At 55.6% G+C, this 17,701-nt stretch carries 17 protein-coding genes and 2 pseudogenes; 12 read left to right on the top strand and 7 right to left on the bottom strand.

The window, feature by feature from the left end; all coding sequences use genetic code 11:
* Nucleotides 1–77: 77 nt before the first annotated feature.
* The 5 genes from CGA21_RS14595 to CGA21_RS14575 all read left to right on the top strand — a co-directional run bounded on the left by CGA21_RS14595 (nt 78) and on the right by CGA21_RS14575 (nt 6,572).
* A complete protein-coding gene (locus CGA21_RS14595) occupies nt 78–1,271 on the top strand; it encodes a TolC family protein (RefSeq protein ID WP_188264480.1) in 1,194 nt (397 codons plus the stop codon).
* Nucleotides 1,272–1,320: 49 nt separating this feature from the next.
* Nucleotides 1,321–2,529: an efflux RND transporter periplasmic adaptor subunit gene (locus tag CGA21_RS14590; protein WP_188264448.1), complete on the top strand. Its 1,209-nt coding sequence runs from the start codon at nt 1,321–1,323 to the stop codon at nt 2,527–2,529.
* 52 nt (nt 2,530–2,581) lie between these two features.
* The gene (locus CGA21_RS14585) at nt 2,582–5,734 is read left to right on the top strand and encodes a CusA/CzcA family heavy metal efflux RND transporter (RefSeq protein WP_188264447.1); all 3,153 of its coding nucleotides are present in this window, start codon (nt 2,582–2,584) and stop codon (nt 5,732–5,734) included.
* A 225-nt stretch (nt 5,735–5,959) separates the two neighbouring features.
* Complete coding sequence (locus CGA21_RS14580) at nt 5,960–6,160, top strand: co-regulatory protein PtrA N-terminal domain-containing protein (protein ID WP_188264446.1); 201 nt, start codon at nt 5,960–5,962, stop codon at nt 6,158–6,160.
* Nucleotides 6,161–6,239: 79 nt separating this feature from the next.
* On the top strand, nt 6,240–6,572 hold the full coding sequence (locus CGA21_RS14575) for a DUF2790 domain-containing protein (protein WP_188264445.1): 333 nt from the start codon (nt 6,240–6,242) through the stop codon (nt 6,570–6,572).
* A gap of 217 nt (nt 6,573–6,789) precedes the next feature.
* Here CGA21_RS14575 and CGA21_RS14570 read toward each other — a convergent pair whose 3' ends face one another.
* Complete coding sequence (locus tag CGA21_RS14570; protein ID WP_188264444.1) at nt 6,790–8,115, bottom strand: OprD family porin; 1,326 nt, start codon at nt 8,113–8,115, stop codon at nt 6,790–6,792.
* A gap of 372 nt (nt 8,116–8,487) precedes the next feature.
* Between CGA21_RS14570 and CGA21_RS14565 the strand changes: the two genes are divergently transcribed.
* The gene (locus CGA21_RS14565; RefSeq protein WP_188264443.1) at nt 8,488–8,838 is read left to right on the top strand and encodes an enoyl-CoA hydratase-related protein; all 351 of its coding nucleotides are present in this window, start codon (nt 8,488–8,490) and stop codon (nt 8,836–8,838) included.
* 376 nt (nt 8,839–9,214) lie between these two features.
* A pseudogene (locus tag CGA21_RS14560) lies at nt 9,215–9,972 on the top strand (MFS transporter); the annotation flags it as partial.
* 446 nt (nt 9,973–10,418) lie between these two features.
* Here CGA21_RS14560 and CGA21_RS14555 read toward each other — a convergent pair.
* The 3 genes from CGA21_RS14555 to CGA21_RS14550 form a co-directional block, all read right to left on the bottom strand.
* Nucleotides 10,419–11,003 (bottom strand): DUF6088 family protein, encoded by a 585-nt coding sequence (locus tag CGA21_RS14555; RefSeq protein WP_188264442.1) that lies wholly within the window; start codon nt 11,001–11,003, stop codon nt 10,419–10,421.
* A gap of 82 nt (nt 11,004–11,085) precedes the next feature.
* Nucleotides 11,086–11,310, bottom strand: a complete 225-nt coding sequence (locus CGA21_RS30250; protein WP_317451691.1) for a BPSL0761 family protein — start codon at nt 11,308–11,310, stop codon at nt 11,086–11,088.
* A 71-nt stretch (nt 11,311–11,381) separates the two neighbouring features.
* Entirely contained in the window at nt 11,382–11,816 is a 435-nt protein-coding gene (locus CGA21_RS14550) for a hypothetical protein (RefSeq protein WP_188264441.1), read from the bottom strand.
* 91 nt (nt 11,817–11,907) lie between these two features.
* Between CGA21_RS14550 and CGA21_RS14545 the strand changes: the two genes are divergently transcribed.
* The 4 genes and pseudogenes from CGA21_RS14545 (at nt 11,908) to CGA21_RS14535 (ending at nt 13,777) form a co-directional block, all read left to right on the top strand.
* Entirely contained in the window at nt 11,908–12,189 is a 282-nt protein-coding gene (locus CGA21_RS14545) for a helix-turn-helix domain-containing protein (protein WP_188264440.1), read from the top strand.
* 309 nt (nt 12,190–12,498) lie between these two features.
* A pseudogene (locus tag CGA21_RS14540) lies at nt 12,499–13,005 on the top strand (MFS transporter); the annotation flags it as partial.
* Nucleotides 13,002–13,124 carry a hypothetical protein gene (locus tag CGA21_RS30145; protein ID WP_262927133.1) on the top strand — a complete coding sequence of 41 codons (123 nt, stop codon included), beginning with the start codon at nt 13,002–13,004 and terminating at the stop codon, nt 13,122–13,124. The pseudogene CGA21_RS14540 and the gene CGA21_RS30145, both read left to right, overlap by 4 nt.
* 86 nt (nt 13,125–13,210) lie before the next feature.
* Nucleotides 13,211–13,777 carry a glutathione peroxidase gene (locus CGA21_RS14535; protein ID WP_110746363.1) on the top strand — a complete coding sequence of 189 codons (567 nt, stop codon included), beginning with the start codon at nt 13,211–13,213 and terminating at the stop codon, nt 13,775–13,777.
* 122 nt (nt 13,778–13,899) lie between these two features.
* On the opposite strand, the gene CGA21_RS14530 is transcribed toward CGA21_RS14535, so the two are convergent.
* The 3 genes from CGA21_RS14530 to CGA21_RS14520 form a co-directional block, all read right to left on the bottom strand.
* Nucleotides 13,900–15,186: an OmpP1/FadL family transporter gene (locus tag CGA21_RS14530; RefSeq protein WP_188264439.1), complete on the bottom strand. Its 1,287-nt coding sequence runs from the start codon at nt 15,184–15,186 to the stop codon at nt 13,900–13,902.
* A 146-nt stretch (nt 15,187–15,332) separates the two neighbouring features.
* A complete protein-coding gene (locus tag CGA21_RS14525) occupies nt 15,333–15,815 on the bottom strand; it encodes a hypothetical protein (RefSeq protein WP_020800340.1) in 483 nt (160 codons plus the stop codon).
* 262 nt (nt 15,816–16,077) lie between these two features.
* Complete coding sequence (locus CGA21_RS14520; RefSeq protein WP_007898912.1) at nt 16,078–16,302, bottom strand: hypothetical protein; 225 nt, start codon at nt 16,300–16,302, stop codon at nt 16,078–16,080.
* 971 nt (nt 16,303–17,273) lie between these two features.
* Here CGA21_RS14520 and CGA21_RS14515 point away from each other — a divergent pair.
* Complete coding sequence (locus tag CGA21_RS14515) at nt 17,274–17,597, top strand: sel1 repeat family protein (RefSeq protein WP_110746369.1); 324 nt, start codon at nt 17,274–17,276, stop codon at nt 17,595–17,597.
* The last annotated feature ends 104 nt before the right edge of the window (nt 17,598–17,701 follow it).

Raw genomic sequence — 17,701 nt, 5'->3', positions numbered from 1 at the left:
CCCGGTCCAAGAAACTGACGGCGCGATTACGCCTGAAAAACGCAGTGCGAATTGCAGGGATCACCGGCCTTTTTTTTATGGCCATTCCTGGTTTTGCGGTTGCTTCATCAACGACGCTGACCCTCGATCAGGCCCTGCGAACAGCGCTCGCGGCAAACCCTGAACTTGCGGCAGCACAGTGGGACATCAGCATTGCCGACGGTGACCGAAAACAGGCTGGTTTGATTCCCAACCCAACGGTTTCCTTGGAGGCCGAAGACACGCGACGTAACTCGCGCACTACGACAGTGCTGCTCAGTCAGCCGATTGAACTGGGTGGTAAACGCGGTGCGCGTATTGAAGTGGCCAGCCGCGCGCAGGACGCTGTCGGGATAGAACTGGAGCGTAAGCGCAATGCGTTGCGTGCCGACGTGGTTCAGGCGTTTTCCAGCGCTCAAACAGCACAGCAACGGTTGCAGTTGTCTCGTCAGTCGCTGCAACTCGCCGAGCAAGGTGTGCGCGTAGCCCAAGGTCGTATACAGGCCGGCAAGTCCTCACCGGTCGAAGGTACGCGGGCGCAGGTGCAATTGTCCGAGGTACGACTTGAACAGAGTCGTGCCGAGCGCGACCAGGCCAATGCCTATCAGCAACTGGCTCAAGTCATGGGCGCCCCTTTGCCGACCTCGGTGGGTGTTCAGGCTGCCCAACAATCCACGCTGGCGGTGCCATCGACCCGCTTGCTTGAGCGCCTGAATGAAACCGCCGAGCTGCGCTTGGCCAGACTGCAGATCGACCAGCGCGAGGCTACTTTGGGGCTGGAGAAGGCGCAGCGAATTCCTGACCTGACCGTGAGCGTCGGCAGCCAGTACGACGCAACGGAACGGGAGCGGGTCAACGTAGTGGGGCTGTCGATGCCGATTCCATTATTCAACCGCAATCAGGGGAACGTACTGGCGGCCGCTCGGCGCGCCGATCAGGCGCGGGATCTGCGCAATGCCACCGAGCTGCGTTTGCGCACAGAAACCCAGACTGCCCTAGAGCAGTGGCAGACAGCAAATAGTGAAGTGAAGGCGTTCAATCAGACCATCCTGCCCTCCGCGCAGAGTGCAGTCGACAGCGCCACGCGAGGATTCGAGATGGGCAAGTTTGGCTTCCTCGATGTACTCGATGCTCAACGCACCCTAATCAGTGCCCGTAGCCAATACATCCAGGCAGTTGCAGAGGCGACAGACGCGCGGGTGCGCATCGAACGCATTTTCGGTGATCTCGATGTGTTCGGGGTCAGTCCTTGATTTTCAACTTTCACAGCACTGCGCGATGGTTTGGCGCAGAGGAGTTTCCATGAACAAAAAACTGATCGTTGTCGCCGTAGCAACGCTGGCGCTGGGTATTGGCATCGGCTCGATTCGCACGGGCAACTCATCCATCGAAGCCCATGCCGATGAAGCGACGGAGCATGCCGAGCATGCTGAACACGCTGAAAAAGGCGCCGTAGCTGAAGATGAACACGCAGAAGGGGAAGAGGGACATCTGACCCTCAGCAATGAGCAGATCACCGCGGCAGGCATTCAATTGATCGAGGCCGGTGCGCAAAGTATCAATCTCGGTTTGCCATTCCCTGGTGAAGTGCGCTTTGACGAAGACCGAACGGCCCATGTTGTGCCACGAGTACCCGGGGTGGTCGAGTCAGTATCGGTCAATCTTGGGCAATCGGTAAAAAAGGGCCAGTTGTTGGCAGTGATCTCCAGTCAGCAGATCTCTGATCAGCGCAGTGAACAGGCCGCGGCGCAGCGACGTCTGGCGCTGGCACGGACTACTTACGAGCGCGAGAAGCAGTTGTGGGAAAGCAAGATTTCCGCGGAACAGGACTTCCTCCAGGCTCGACAAGCGCTGCAAGAATCTGAAATTGCACTGAACAACGCTCAACAAAAAATCAGCGTACTCAGTGGCAGCATGGTCGCCACCGGTGGCAATCGTTATGAGTTGCGCGCTCCGTTCGACGGCGTTGTGGTGGAAAAGCACCTGACGCCGGGAGAAGTGGTGGACGTGACGAGCAACGCGTTCATCCTTTCGGATCTTTCCAGGGTTTGGGTGACATTCGGCGTTTCACCCAAGGACTTGACCAAGGTGCAGGTGGGCAAGCCCGTCACTGTCAGTGCTCCTGAACTGAACGCCGAGGTGGTTGGCAATGTTGCGTATGTGGGCAGCTTGCTGGGTGAGCAGACACGTACTGCCACCGTGCGTGTGACTCTGGAGAACCCGCAAGGCGCTTGGCGCCCGGGCCTATTCGTCAACGCACTGGTGGCTACCGACAGCCGTGAGGCCAGAGTCGCCGTACCGGAAACTGCGATTCAGACGGTCGAGGACAAACCTACGGTATTCGTGCGCACTGACAGCGGTTTCAAGGCGCAAGCGGTGGAGCTGGGTAGTCGTGCGGACGGTCAGGTGGAAGTGACCAAGGGGCTGGAATCTGGGGTTCAGGTCGCAGCTGCCGGCAGCTACGTTCTCAAATCGGAACTGGGTAAAGCCTCCGCTGAGCACTCTCATTGAACCCGCTCGTTAATAACCTCCACCGATCTGCCCCCTCGACGAGAAGGTTCTCATGTTCGAACGCTTGATCCAGTTTGCCATCGAGCAGCGCATTATTGTGCTGCTCGCCGTTCTACTCATGGCCGGCCTCGGTATCGCCAGTTATCAAAAACTGCCGATCGACGCTGTGCCCGATATCACCAACGTCCAGGTACAAATCAATACCGGCGCCGCCGGATTCTCGCCGCTGGAAACTGAGCAGCGCATCACCTTCCCGATTGAAACTGCCATGGCCGGTCTGCCGGCGTTGGAGCAGACCCGTTCGCTGTCGCGCTCGGGGCTATCGCAGGTTACGGTGATCTTCAAGGACGGTACCGATCTGTTCTTCGCACGGCAGTTGGTCAATGAGCGTCTACAGACTGCAAAAGAGCAATTGCCCGAAGGCGCGGAAGCCGTGATGGGGCCGATTTCGACGGGGCTTGGGGAGATTTTCCTTTGGACCGTCGAGGCGAAGGAAGGCGCACTCAAGGATGACGGCACCCTTTATACGCCGACTGACCTGCGGGTGATCCAGGACTGGATCATCAAACCGCAGTTGCGCAACGTTCCCGGCGTGGCTGAGATCAACACCATTGGTGGGTTCGCCAAGGAGTATCAGATTGCACCCGATCCGAAACGGCTGGCGGCGTACAAGCTTACTCTCACCGATCTGATCACCGCGCTTGAGCGCAACAATGCCAACGTCGGCGCCGGCTACATTGAGCACATTGGCGAGCAGTTGCTGATCCGTGCGCCAGGGCAAGTGGCGAGTACCGAGGATATCGCCAACATCGTCATGGCCAACGTCGACGGCACACCAATTCGGGTAAAAAACGTTGCTACGGTAGAAATCGGCCGTGAACTGCGCAGCGGGGCCGCAACTGAAAACGGTCGTGAAGTGGTGCTAGGTACCGTATTCATGCTAATCGGCGAAAACAGCCGAACAGTCTCCCAAGCAGTTGCAAGCAAGCTTGAGCAGATCAACCGTTCGCTGCCAACTGGCGTCGTCGCGGTGCCAGTTTATGACCGTACGCACTTGGTCGACAAAGCCATCGCCACCGTGAAGAAGAACCTGGTTGAAGGCGCGATTCTGGTGATCGCGATTTTGTTCCTGTTCCTAGGCAACATCCGCGCGGCATTGATCACGGCCATGGTAATTCCACTGTCGATGATGTTCACCTTCACCGGCATGTTCAGCAACAAGGTCAGCGCCAACCTGATGAGTCTTGGCGCACTCGACTTCGGCATCATCGTCGACGGCGCGGTGGTAATCGTTGAAAACACCCTGCGACGGCTAGCCCATGCACAGCAGCATCACGGACGATTGCTGACCCGATCCGAGCGCTTCCATGAAGTGTTTGCAGCAGCCAAGGAAGCGCGACGGCCTTTGATTTTCGGTCAGTTGATCATCATGGTCGTATACCTGCCGATCTTCGCCCTCACTGGTGTAGAAGGAAAAATGTTCCACCCGATGGCATTCACTGTGGTGATCGCGCTGATTGGCGCCATGCTGTTGTCGGTGACCTTCGTGCCCGCAGCCATCGCTTTTTTTGTTACAGGTAAGGTCAAGGAAGAAGAAGGTGTGGTCATGCGCGGAGCTCGTCGGTTTTATGCACCGGCTCTGGCTTGGGTGATGTCCAATCGCACCGCGGCCGTAGGAATGGCGCTGGGCGTGATTGTTCTCAGTGGTGCGGTGACCAGCCGCATGGGCAGCGAGTTCGTACCGAGTCTCAGCGAGGGCGATTTTGCCCTGCAAGCTTTGCGCGTACCGGGTACCAGCCTCACGCAATCGGTGGACATGCAGCAACGCCTGGAAACCTTAATTCTCAACAAAGTGCCGGAAGTACAGCGGGTGTTCGGCCGCACTGGCACCGCCGAGATTGCTTCTGATCCGATGCCGCCGAACATCTCCGACAGTTATGTGATGCTCAAGCCGAAAGATCAATGGCCCGATCCAGGCAAGTCCCGCGAAACTCTGATGGCTGAGCTGCAACAGGCTGCCGCGACATTACCAGGCAGCAACTATGAACTGTCGCAACCGATTCAGCTCCGCTTCAACGAGTTGATTTCCGGCGTACGCAGCGATGTAGCGGTCAAGGTATTCGGTGATGATATGGGCGTGCTCAATGCCACGGCGGCGAAGATTGCCACTGCCATGCAAAAGGTCAACGGAGCGTCTGAGGTTAAGGTTGAGCAAACCACAGGCCTGCCGGTGCTGACTATCAACATCGATCGTGACAAGGCTGCGCGTTATGGACTCAATGTTGGCGACGTGCAGGACACCATTGCCGTAGCAGTGGGAGGACGCCAGGCTGGGACGATGTATGAGGGCGATCGGCGTTTCGACATGGTGGTGCGTTTGTCTGACGCCATGCGCAAAGACATCGAAGGGCTGTCGGACCTGCTGATCCCGGTGCCGGCACCGTTGAACGGCGCAACCAATCAGATCGCTTTCATCGCCCTTGGGGAAGTTGCCAGTCTTGATCTGGTACTGGGGCCGAATCAGGTCAGCCGCGAAAACGGCAAGCGTTTGGTCATTGTCAGCGCTAACGTGCGTGGACGCGATATCGGTTCGTTTGTCGCAGAGGCGGGTAATGTAATCGAGCGTGATGTACAGATTCCGGCGGGTTACTGGACCACTTGGGGTGGGCAGTTCGAGCAACTCCAATCCGCAGCCAAGCGGTTGCAGATCGTGGTGCCGGTGGCATTGCTGCTGGTATTCGCCTTACTGTTCATGATGTTCAACAACATGAAGGATGGACTGCTGGTGTTCACCGGGATTCCGTTTGCCTTGACTGGCGGCGTCATGGCGCTGTGGCTTCGCGACATTCCGCTGTCGATCTCAGCGGGCGTAGGGTTCATTGCGCTATCGGGGGTCGCGGTGCTCAACGGTCTTGTGATGATCGCGTTCATCCGCAACCTGCGGGAGGAAGGACGTTCCCTCTCCGATGCCATCACCGAAGGCGCATTAACAAGGCTGCGTCCGGTGCTGATGACCGCACTGGTGGCTTCCTTGGGCTTCATCCCGATGGCCCTGGCGATCGGTACCGGCGCGGAGGTGCAGCGGCCGCTGGCGACAGTCGTTATTGGCGGGATTCTCTCCTCGACCATCCTCACCTTGTTGATATTGCCGGCGCTATATCAGTTGGCCCATCGACGGGATGAAGAGGTCATCCCGGTTAAATAGGCGCACTCCTTGTGGGAGCGAGCCTGCTAGCAATAGCGGTGACTCAGTCTGCACTACTGCCAACTGATCATCCGTTATCTCGGGCAGGTTCGCTCCCACAGTTCATTTGCTCTAACTCAACTCAATTCGGCTATCGCGACATAACGGATATGTAATTTTCGCGCCACCGTGGCGATAGGTTCGGATTGTTACCCTGAGCTCGTCAATCAAACGAGGCATGAAATTATGAAACTTGCACAACTGAGCATCTTTGCAACTGCGTTGGTGATGTCGTCCATGGTATTGGCCGAAGGCGGCGGCGACAGGACTTTCGAGAAAATGATGGCGGCTAAAGAACGCTCAATGGAACTGTATGTTGCCAAAGAGAAGACGAATGATCCCGTAGTTGTAAATGACAAGAAAGACGACAACGCCAAAGACATGTAAGCGCGTCGCACTTGAATAAGCCTGCCATCAATCACCGATGCCGGGCTTTTTTTTGAGCCAGTTTCTTAAGGAAATGGATATGAAATTTATCAAGTCGATGACGTTCATCGCGGTCATGGCCCTGTCTCTGAATGCGCTCGCTGAGGGCGGTGGTGACAAAACGTTCGATAGGGCAGTCAGCGCAAACTCCAAAGCCATGGAGCAATATGCTGCCAACCTGGGTAAACCTGCACCAGTGATCAAAGACTATAAATACGGGATGAAGTTGGACGTGGTGAAAGTGGTGAGCATGGTCCGACCGCAAGCTTCCTGCGCAGCAGTCCCCACCGTGATGACCTATGAGGACTCCCAGGGGCAACTCAACACCATCAGATACACCGTGGCAGGCGAATGCCGCAGAAATGGTCGCTGAGCCTGTATCACCTCTGTAGGACCTGTCGAGTGCATCGAGTTGGCAATCGTTCGATTTCCAAAGACAAGTTCATAAAACCGCTGCCTTGTTGCACTCTACAACTCGAGTGAGTGAATCCTGAGCAAATAAAAAAGGCGCCCCGAAGGACGCCAAAAGATTCACCTCTTACCAAAGGAGCAAGGGAGCTTCTAAAGGTGAATTTGTATCAAACGCGAAATCAGAGAATCGCCAACGGATACTCGATGATCACCCGGACCTCATCCAGATCCGACTCAAACGCCGTAGCGCGGGTAGTGGCCTGGCGCAAGCGCAGCGACATATCTTTCAGCGAACCTGTCTGCACGACATATTTGACTTCAATGTCCCGCTCCCAGCGCTTCTGATCAGTCAGAGGATTGCCATCAGCATCACGGCGCATGTAGGTGGCGTTGGCGTTCGAGTAGTCGGCATCGGTGCCGCGGGCGTAGCGGGTCATGAACGAGAGGCCCGGAACTCCGTAGCTGTCCATGTTGAGGTGATAACGCACCATCCACGAACGCTCCTTGGGGGAGTTGAAGTCGCTGTACTGGATGGAGTTGTCGAGGAAGATCGAGTCGGACTGGCGCAGATAATCGAAGTCGTCGTTGCCGTTGTTGCGCTGGTGCGACAAGGCCACGGAGTGCGCGCCGAGTTTCACCCCGACCCGGCCGCTCCAGATGTTATTGTCGAACTTGCCAAGCAGTTGTTTGCCTTCGTCGACCGCTTTGTAATAGTTCAGGTCGCCAAACAGCGACAGGTCATCAGATAGCGGATAAGTCCAGGCGTTTCCGGCGTAGTACTGGTTCCAGGCATCTTTCAGGCGGCTGGAATACAGACTGAAACTGAGGTTCTTGTTCAGCGAGTAGTCGCCGCCGAAATATGCGATCCACGGCGAGTCGACCGGGCCGGCATAGAAGGTCGCGAAGTTCTCGCGCATATCGCTGGATACCGGTTGGCTCATCGCATGCAGACGGCCGCCTTGGACCGACAGACCTTCGATACTGGTGTTGGTGGCCGTCACACCGCGGAAGCTTTCCGGCAGCAATCGGGAGTCACCCGCCGCCACCACCGGAGTAGCGGGGAATACATCACCAACCTTGACCACGGTATCGAAGGCCCGCACTTTGGCGGCGCCACCGACCTTGGTGTATTCGTCCCGCGCTTCACCGTCACCATTGACGGGGAGCACATCAAACGAGCTGCGACCACCATTGCGGCCGTCACCCGTGTCGAGCTTCAAACCGATCATCGCAAATGCATCGACCCCGACCCCGACGGTGCCTTGAGTAAAGCCGGATTCGAACTTGCCAATAATGCCCTGAGCCCAGGCTTCAGAGTAACCATTGCCTGTGGGACTGGACTGGCCTTTACGATAATCACGATTGAAGTAGAAGTTTCGGTTAAGTACCGACAGGCTGCTGCCCTCGATAAAGCCCTCTGCTTTATCTTCCGCAAACACCATGGACGGCCCGGAGCCGACAACCACCGCTAAAGCGGCTATCGACATTTTTGAATTGTTAAGCATCAATCACTCCTTGGTTTCGGCAGAACTGGAACCTGCGTCGGCGTGGGTTTTATTGTTCGGCGGACAAAGTCCCGCCGGCATGGTCGCCGCGTGACATCTTTGCAAGTTGCAGATAACGCCAAGGTGATTGGGTGATTACAATTTCGTTAGGTGGGTGGAGGTCCTTAATAGTTAGCTCTGATTGGGATAGCGATAGTGGCCAGACAGTTGGATGCCCCCTGATTCGGAGGGTGCTTCGCCGATCTGATCGAGACAATCTTGAACCCAGATGTAGGTGATGTCGCCACACCAGACTTGATTCGGCGCTGGCACATCAAACACTCGATTCAAGATATTCGGAATGTCAGGCCGCTCAACCTCCATCACCTTCCAGTGTCCGTCGTAACGGTCCTCAATGGTCCAGTCGTAGGCGCAGGTGTGGTTTTGACGCTGGCGGCGGACATCGTTCTAGCAGCGCAAGACGCCTATTTTTATTTACCATTCATCAAGACGCTGGGCCTGTTACCGGATGGTGGCGCTTCTTGGTTCTTGCAGCGTCACATTGGCAGAGCGTGCGCAGTGGAGTTGAGTCTCACTGGTAAACGTCTATCAATTATTTCCGGCAGCCTGCGTAAAAACCGCATCAGCGCCAACATAGAGGGTGACTTTGGTAGGCGCGGCGGAGGCTGTAGAGATTACGGTTCTCCATTTTTATGGAAATGCCAGTTAATAACCAATCAATAACGTTCTGCGCCCAACCGAAACGGCTTGTCGCTGACCGGCAATAGGCGGTGGTTTCAAGCTAGTCAGGGAAGGTATCGATATCGAGAACTATGTGGAGGAGATGACCGAAATTGAGGTGGGTCGATCAATTTCTAGTCATTGATTCAAGGGGATTTATTGCCCGAGCCGGGAGTTCCTTGCGCACGACGCAATGCGACGTTGCATTCTATCCATATTCTCTCGAGGTGCAGTGCCGCCAATGTTTTTCGCCTGGCAAACATCCTGCGGGTGACCTTCATTGGAAAGTCAGCGCCGCCGAATTTCAGGAGTCCATGGCATGAGCGTTTCATCGAGCGGCACAGCAGCGGCGATCACAAAAGCGTCAATGACGAGGGGAATGGTTCTTCTCTTTGCGTTTTGTTGTGGGGCCATCGTGGCCAACATCTATTACGCACAACCAATCATTAGCTTGATCGCCCCGGATATCGGCATGTCGAATGGCAGCGCCAGCTTTATCGTATCGCTGACTCAAATTGGTTATGCACTGGGCCTGTTTTTCCTGATTCCGTTGGCGGACCTCATGGAAAACCGCCGACTGATGATCGCGACGATCGTGGTTACGATCTTCAGCCTGATTGCCGCGGGTCTGGCCAGGCAGCCGAGCGTGTTTCTTGTCGTCTCGGCGCTCATCGGTTTCAGCTCAGTCTCCGTGCAAATGCTGATTCCATTGGCCGCGCATCTGGCGCCGGAGGAGTCTCGCGGCCGAGTGGTGGGCGGGATCATAGGGGCTTGTTGTTGGGGACCCTGCTTGCGCGGCCGCTGTCGAGTCTGGTTGCTGATCATTTTGGCTGGCGGGCCGTGTTTATCGGCGCGGCTGCGTTGATGCTGGTCATTTTCGTGGTGATCGGCATGACCATGCCCAAATGGCAACCAGCCCATCGCGCGTCGTATGGCCAGTTGCTGAAATCCCTTGGGCAACTGTTTTGCCGCGAACCCGTATTACGTCAGCGAGCCCTCTATCAAGGGTTGATGTTTGCCGCGTTCAGTCTGTTCTGGACCGCTGTGCCGATGGTATTGAGCCGTGAATTCGGCCTCACGCAAAGTCAGATCGCGATTTTCTCTCTGGTCGGCACCATCGGTGCAATCGCCGCACCTACCTGACAGGTATCGACAGCTCTTTGACTCTTTTGGACGCGCAACGGGCGCTGTTCGCTGCACAGCAAAAATTGATCAGTGATCAGTTGGCTGAGCGAGTAGCGACCATTGATTTGTTCAAGGAGCTGGGAGGAGGGTGGAAAGGCTGATCTCTTTCGGATAGCTCACTCTCACGATTACGGACAAAGCGTTGATGCTGAATCAGCGCTGAGTGAAAGCGGCGAAGCCAGCCGTTCTCGAAGTGCAGGTTGATTGGATTGATGCAAATGGTGGTCAAAACGAATGCAATTGATTGGTCAGGTCGAATGCAAACAGGTGTCAATAGGAGTGCAATTTCGCATAGGCCGAAGAAGTCTTAATGGTCGACTTCAATGTCCCCAAGCAAGCTGGACAGTGAATTCCCATTTTTATCCCAAGGCTAGGTGGAATTCACAAGACGATAATCATTAAGTCGCTTGACGAAGCGCGACCTGCATCCAAACGGGAATCTCACTGTTAGTGAGCTTCTTGAATTCAGACGAGCTCATCTTGGCTTTGATACTGGCTATGACAGCGCCATTCATGCCTTTTTTGCCTAAGTAGAAGAGGGCGCAAAGTGCTAATCCGGCTTTGGTGCCGGCATGCTGCAGTTTCTGGGGGGAGACGTGGAGCAAGTGAACGAGCGCTCCGCCAACTGCTACCTTGCGAGTGGCACCGCTTGTGTAAAAAACTGGTTTGATTTGCATCTGGGTACTCAGCCCAAAAGATCTGACCGCTTCTGCACCATGCACCTGAATAATCTCGCTATTACGTCTAGCGATTATTCGGAGAATTGATTGGGTACTTGGCCGCGCATAACCAGCGAAATGACTGAGCTTTGGTCGCATGTAAATACCGCGACTCAAACGCTCCAACTCACCTGATGCAACTAGGCGAGATAAGGTTTTAGCCACTGCTGTGCGGGAACCTGTGTCAACGAATCGATCGATGCCGAATGGCTGTCCTTTGGGAGTGTACTTGATGCGCTTGGCGATATTGGCGGTAAGAGACATACCACTCACCAGTTTTTAGCGAAAAGTTAGCAAGTTCCTGCCTTTTTTCAAAGGCTCAGCGTCGCGACGGCGTCGCAGGGATTTAGACATTTCTATCTTCAATCGTAGAGCTCAAGAAGAGGGGCGTGAACCCATTCTTCATATGTTCTTCCACCTTTCCAGCTAGCAAAATCTCATTTGAAGTGGGGTAATGACGCAAGAGCCGCCGAGCCTCGTTGCGTATGGGCTCGGGCAACGCTTGATCACGGGATAGAACCACCAGAAAGTCTCTGGCCTGAATTATCGATCGCATACGCTCATGCGGCATCGTCATCATTGACTCCTTAGGTAGGGGAGCGAACAAGGCTTGCGCCATCGCATCGCTGGGAATGCTCGATGTCAATCGCGCTTTCTTTTGACGGCTGTGAATATAACCCTAACGCTTTTTAGGTTCACATCGGTGTTCACGCCTAAATGAGAGTAGGTTCGATCAGGAACCTTGAAAAGCGGAACCCGCTCACCCTGTTGATTAATCGCCTCACTTGCCTCCAAGAGCGGCTCCATTTTCCATTGGCCGGTTTCATTTACAAAACCGGGAGTAACGTACTGAATGGAGTGCACCCGAAATGACTGGTGCTGAACCTTGAGAATGTCTTTTAACGCGTCAAATGATGACACCATGAACATTTCACCTACGAACTCCTTTCCGTAGCGTACGTGCGCTTCGAGGTAAAACCAAGGGATCATGACCGTCTGCCGCATGAACGGGCGCCCCAGAAAATCGGCATTGAAAAGGCTGGAAATAATCGTCGGCCCTTCGTGATCCGTGCTCATCGCTGGTACCTCAGTATCTCGAGCGAACAATATATGTTGTAGTCATATATTGCGCAATGTCGCCTTATCGTTCCTTTTGTGAGAGAGCAAAATGGAACTGAAAGAAGCATTTGGGGCGACGCTCCGACAGGCTCGTCTTCGGAAAGGCCTGACGCAGGAGCATTTTTCGTTAGTAAGTAGCCGCACCAATGTCAGTTTGCTTGAGCGGGGGGGCACGAGCCCGACGCTTGCGAAGCTCGAGGAGTTGTGCAGCGTTTTGGAGGTTCATCCTGTCAGCCTTATTGCAGCGTGTTACATGCGAAAAGAAAACATCAGGGATCTCAAGGCGTTTCTAGCTCAAGTTCGGAAAGATCTGAAAGCCATTGGCTCCTGAAAAAACTTTGCTGGCAGGCTAGGTGGTGAGCACCAAACGACCGCCCTTCGCCTCTGCCCTCACCTGCCTGCACGTTTTTTGCCCGCTCTTAGTTATGGGGAAGCTGTGGCCAACCAGGCGACGGATTCGGCCAACTCTGTGAACGTTAGCGCCATCGACGTGGAAATCATGATCGGAATTGGACTCCGCACTACATGGATGATGGCTACCGAAAGCTTTCATATAGTTACAGGGCACTATATGGAAAATAACTTGTTGATTTTGATTTGCTTATTATTTAGGTGTAGTTGTGCGCAACGTATAGTTTTTCCGGCTTACCTGGTGGATCAACACCTGCCGGCGACGGTGGGTACCACGGTGCTCGCGCTGATCGGCCTGTTCAACATCTTCGGTACCTACACCGCCGGCTGGCTCGGCGGGCGCATGTCCAAACCGCGCTTGCTGACTGGCCTATACCTGTTGCGCGCCGTGGTGATCGGGTTGTTCCTGTGGGCGCCCGTGACGACGACCAGCGCCTACCTGTTCGGGATGGCCATGGGGTTCCTGTGGTTGTCGACCGTTCCCTTGACCAACGGCACCGTGGCCACCTTGTTCGGCGTACGAAACCTGTCCATGCTCGGTGGGATTGTTTTCCTGTTTCACCAGCTCGGGTCATTTCTCGGTGGCTGGCTGGGCGGGGTGGTGTACGACCGGACCGGGAGCTATGACTTGATCTGGCAGGTGGCGATCCTCTTGAGCCTGATGGCTGCCGCGCTTAACTGGCCCGTGCGTGAGCGGCCCGTGGCGCGTCTGCAAAGCCAGTTGAGTGCGACATGAACAGCCTCTGGCCGCGTCTGGTGATCGTCGCTGTCTGCGCCTTGCTGCTGGCCGTGGCTTGGTGGGGCTGGCATCAGGGCGGCCTGGCGTTGATGCAGCTGGGCATGGGGGCGTGCTAGAGGGCGGCATTCTTCAAGGACGCTTGCTAGCAGCAAGTGAGGGCGAGTAACTTCAATCTCACAAGAACTCTCAAGGAAGCACCGATATGCTGATGCGCTGGCTGGCGGTTCCCGCGTTACTGGTAGCGTTTACCGGATTGGCCCAGGCGGCAGAGTGCCCGGCGCTGCTCGAAGGCTCGTTGCCCAAGCTGCGCGCCAAAGAATCCATCGATCTGTGCCAGCGTTTCGCCGGCAAGCCGCTGGTGGTGGTCAATACCGCCAGCTTCTGTGGTTTCGCCCCGCAGTTCAAAAGCCTCGAGGCGCTCAATCAGCGCTACAAGGAACAGGGGCTGGAGGTGATCGGTGTGCCGTCCAATGACTTCAAGCAAGAGTCCAGGGACGGCGCCGAGACCGCCAAGGTCTGTTACGTGAACTACGGCGTGACCTTCACCATGACCGAACCGCAGAAGGTCCGTGGCGACGATGCCACGCACCTGTTCCAGGTCCTCGCCAAACAAAGCGGCGCGCCGAAGTGGAATTTCTACAAGTACGTGGTCGATCGCCAGGGCAAGGTGATTGCCAGCTTTTCCAGCCTGACCAAGCCCGATGATCCCGAGTTCATTGAGGCGGTAGAGAAAGCCCTGGCTTCGCCACCGTTGGCTTCCACCCCCTGATCTGTGGGAGCGAGCAGGCTCGCTCCCACAAAAAAGCGCTTACAAAAAAGCCCCGCCTCTGTGTCAGAGAGCGGGGTTTTTTTTGATTCAGGCGGCGAGTCTTTCAGGCTCGCTGACGGTCATCAGAAGCGGTAAGTCGCGCCGACACCGAAACCGTTTGCACTGTTTTCGTACTTGGCGTTGTAGGACTGACCCAGACCATTTTGTCGGGCGACATTGACAGATTCTTCCTTGAGGTAGGAATAAGCCACGTCAATGGTCCAGTCGTCTGTTGGGTTGAAGCCCGCACCGACACTGAAGATTGTCCGGTCGCCGGTAGGAATGCGTGGCGAACGATCAGTGTTGTTGGTAGGCGACTGGTCAAAGGTGAGACCGGTACGCAGTACCCACTGCTTGTTCAACTGGTAGGAAGTACCCACGGCGTACGCCCAGGTGTCATGCCAGTTCTGATCTTCCTTGATGGTGCCAACGATTTGTGGGGCAAGTGCGCCACCACTGAGTGCGCTTACGCCTTCGTTGTTGACCGTAATGTCTTTCAGGCGGCTCCAGCGAGTCCAGGTCGCACCGGCATAGAGCTTCCAGGCATCGTTGATATCTTGAGTCACGGAAAGGTCATAGGACTCAGGTGTTTCGATCTTCAACGACGCATCGTAACGGCTGGTTTTGAGTAGCTGAGGCGGCACATTGGTGCCGGCAGTTACTTCGGTATGGCCGTCGAGCTTGTAGTTCACTTTCGAGTGATAGGTCAGGCCCACGCGAGTAGTGTCGGTGGCTTGCACCAAGACGCCGGCGGTAAAGCCCCAGGCCGTATCGTCGCCCTTGATCTGAATATTGTTGTCGCCAGTCCCGCGAACAGGGAGAGCAATGTCCGATTCCAGTGTGCCGGAAATACGGTTGATGGTAGGGCCAAAACCGATCGATACTTTGTCATTGAAGGCGTAGCTGACAGTTGGCTGCAGAGAGATGACTTTAACTTCGCTCTTGCTGCCGAATGCGCGACCCTGATAGCCGCTTTCGTAGTCGGTGATCAGTCCGAACGGAGCGTAGACACCAAAGCCGACCGACCATTCATCGTTGAGTTTATTTGTATAGAAACCCATCGGTACCGAGGTGAACGGAACCATATCGCCTTTGTTGGTTCCGGTTGAACGCCCGCTGGTATCGCTGATATCGCTCGAGGCATCGATCGCTGCGATACCACCAGTGATTTGCTGGCCTTTGAGGCGCGACATGCCGGCAGGGTTGCCAAATACGGTGGATGCGTCGTCGGCAGCGGAAGATCGCCCGGCAAAACCTGTCCCCATCCCGCTGATGCTTTGTTCGTTGAGGGCGAAACCACTCGCGAAGATCTGGGTGGATGCCAAGGCAACGGCGAGGCTAATGGTGGTTTTGAGCATTACTTTTTTCATTATTAGAACTCCTGGTGATCACCGGGGCGAAAATTACCAACATTTTCGTCCCAGCGCCATAGGCTGTAATGCTTGATTTAGAGCGGTTTTGTAGGACAATCCGACCAAATTCGCTGCCAGTTGAGCGATCTTTGGATTCGGGGCACTCAGCAGGCGACCTGATTCAGCGGTGCAACACAGGTTTGCCAGGCGCAGGTGAAGTCTCGCAGGCGTCCCTGGGGCTGGAAGGTCTGGCGCCAGATTCGCGCCATGCCCAGCAAGTCGTCTGGTTCGGGGAGGGGGGTATTCTGTTCTTCGACCAGCAGCCAGGCGATGGCGGTGGCGTAACGCAGGTTGACGGTCAATTCCAGGTGCGGGCCGCTGAGGAATGCATGTTGGCTGGCCAGGCCACGCACCAGGCTGGCGCGTTCCGGATCGAGTGCCAGGTAATGGTCCCAAAGTGCCTGGTGGCGGGGTTCGGCGATTCGATACAGGCCGTGTCCACGGCGGTCATGCAGGGCGGAACCAAGGGCTGACTGGCTGGCGGCGATGCCTAGCAGCAGGGATTCGGCGGTTGCGCTATGGCGTCCCAGGTAGATCAAGGTCGGACGGATCACATAACGGCACAGTTCGCTGGCAGCGATACCCATAAAACCCTCGATACATCAAATTGGCGACGAACCTGAAAGGCTTTGGCAGCGGTGAATCGACTCAGGCTCGTCGGAAGCGGATCAAGCCCGCTTGAGTTGAAGTCTAGTGTCATATTCACCGCGTAAAGGACTGTTTTTAAAATATTTCTGTCGGCGAGTTATAAACGTTATATCTATCCGTGCTTAGTCATCGTGAAACCTTGCGCAACAAAAAGCCCCGCTTTTCGGGCGGGGCTTCTGGTGTTTCAGGCTTGCTGGCGTATCAGGCGACCAGGGCCTGACGCGTACGCTCGATGACCGCCTGCAGCGGTTCGGCGCTGGAATACTGGTCGGGGTACAGGCGTTCGCTGTGACGCGCGATGCCGTGTTCGTTGACCAGGGTGAAGCTGAAACAGCCTTTGCGAGCGGCCATGATCAGGCAGTTCATCGGTGCAAAAGCGTTGGTTAGGGTGCGGATGGCATCCTGGGTGTGGATTTGAGTAGACATAGTCATTGGGTGTTCCTACAAGCGACACGGATAAGAGCCGTGCAAAATTAAAACGTTCCAGTAACGACGACCACCGTTGGTCGAACGAAGAACCCAGACTGGAACAAAGCAGCCAGTTTGAAGCGCTGATAAATTGGCGCGCTTGGGCTGGCAGGTAGGTACTTAGGAGGGCAGGCAACACATCAAGGGCAAAGGTTCTGGGCCCGGGGTGAAGATCCTGATCAATTTGCAGGCTGGTTCGGTCAGCGTAAATGAGCTTGGCAACACCCTTTGCTTTCGATTCAAAGGCTGTGTTGGCGCAAGATTTACCTGGAAACCATCGAGGTGGTCGATCCCGCTTTTTCGGTAGCGGCTTCCTGTGGGAAGGCTGCGCCGGGGGGATTTGTTCGACCAGAATTGACTTTCAGCTTGGTACTAACGCCGCGGATAGTAACGGATTGAAAAGGCAAAGGGAAGTGTGCTGGTAAAAAAATCTGGATGGTCGCTTGGCGTCATCCTTCGTCGACGGCGCCTGGAAACCGTTCGGTCATCGCGCACAAACCGACCGGCGGTCATCGCTCGAAGCCGCCTGGGGCGGGGGTTTACCGAAGGGTTATCCCCAGGAATCAAGAAAAATGCGCCGAAAAAACCCGGTGATATAACCGTCCAGAAGGTAGTTGTGCACATTAGTTGCCTGGACTGTCACCGCGCTGTCATCCAGCCTTCAACTGCAGTGGGTGCCTGTAACCAAAATTTAAGTCAATGAAAAATATCGTCTTTTTTAACTGGTGAAAAAATCGTCAGTTTGACTGCAGGCCCCATTCCATAAGCCTTTGCGCGAGTTCAATGACGGTTGTCCACTGAGTTATCCACAGCTTCTGTGGATTGTCCCGAGCGCTTGCTCTAGGACGGGCGTGCCGGGTTTTTTTCGGCTTTACCTGTAAGAAAAAGAGAGTAAAGTGGCGCGCCTTCCGATCTGCCCACAGTGCTTTATGAAGTTTCGTACACCACCTCCTTCCTCTTCCGCCAAATCGTCCACGGTTACCTCCCCCAAGCGCTTTTCGATGCGGGTAGCCGAGTGGTTGCTGGACAGCCCACGCCTGGGCGAGAACCCCAACGTCAAACACATCGCCGGACGTTTGCTCAAGCAACCGGCCCGAGAAGGCGTCGTCGCCGCGCAAAGCAGGCTGGGGCAACTGATGTGCCGTGAATGCGGCAATGCCCGGGATCGCCGGATTGGCCAGGATCTCTTGCGTCAAGCCGCGCGGGCAGGGGACTTGCGCGCGCAGCAGGAACTGGGCCTGATCGAAGACTGAGCTGTCCAAGACCTGACGCCTTGGTTAACCTTCAGGCTTTACCTCAATGGCAGGAGTGGCTATGGCTATGGACTTGACCAGCGCATTGCTGGGGCTGGCGGGCG

The sequence above is a fragment of the Pseudomonas sp. PSB11 genome, from assembly GCF_014596605.1.
In the GTDB taxonomy this organism is placed as follows: domain Bacteria; phylum Pseudomonadota; class Gammaproteobacteria; order Pseudomonadales; family Pseudomonadaceae; genus Aquipseudomonas; species Aquipseudomonas umsongensis.
This window is presented reverse-complemented; position numbering and strand designations above follow the sequence as displayed.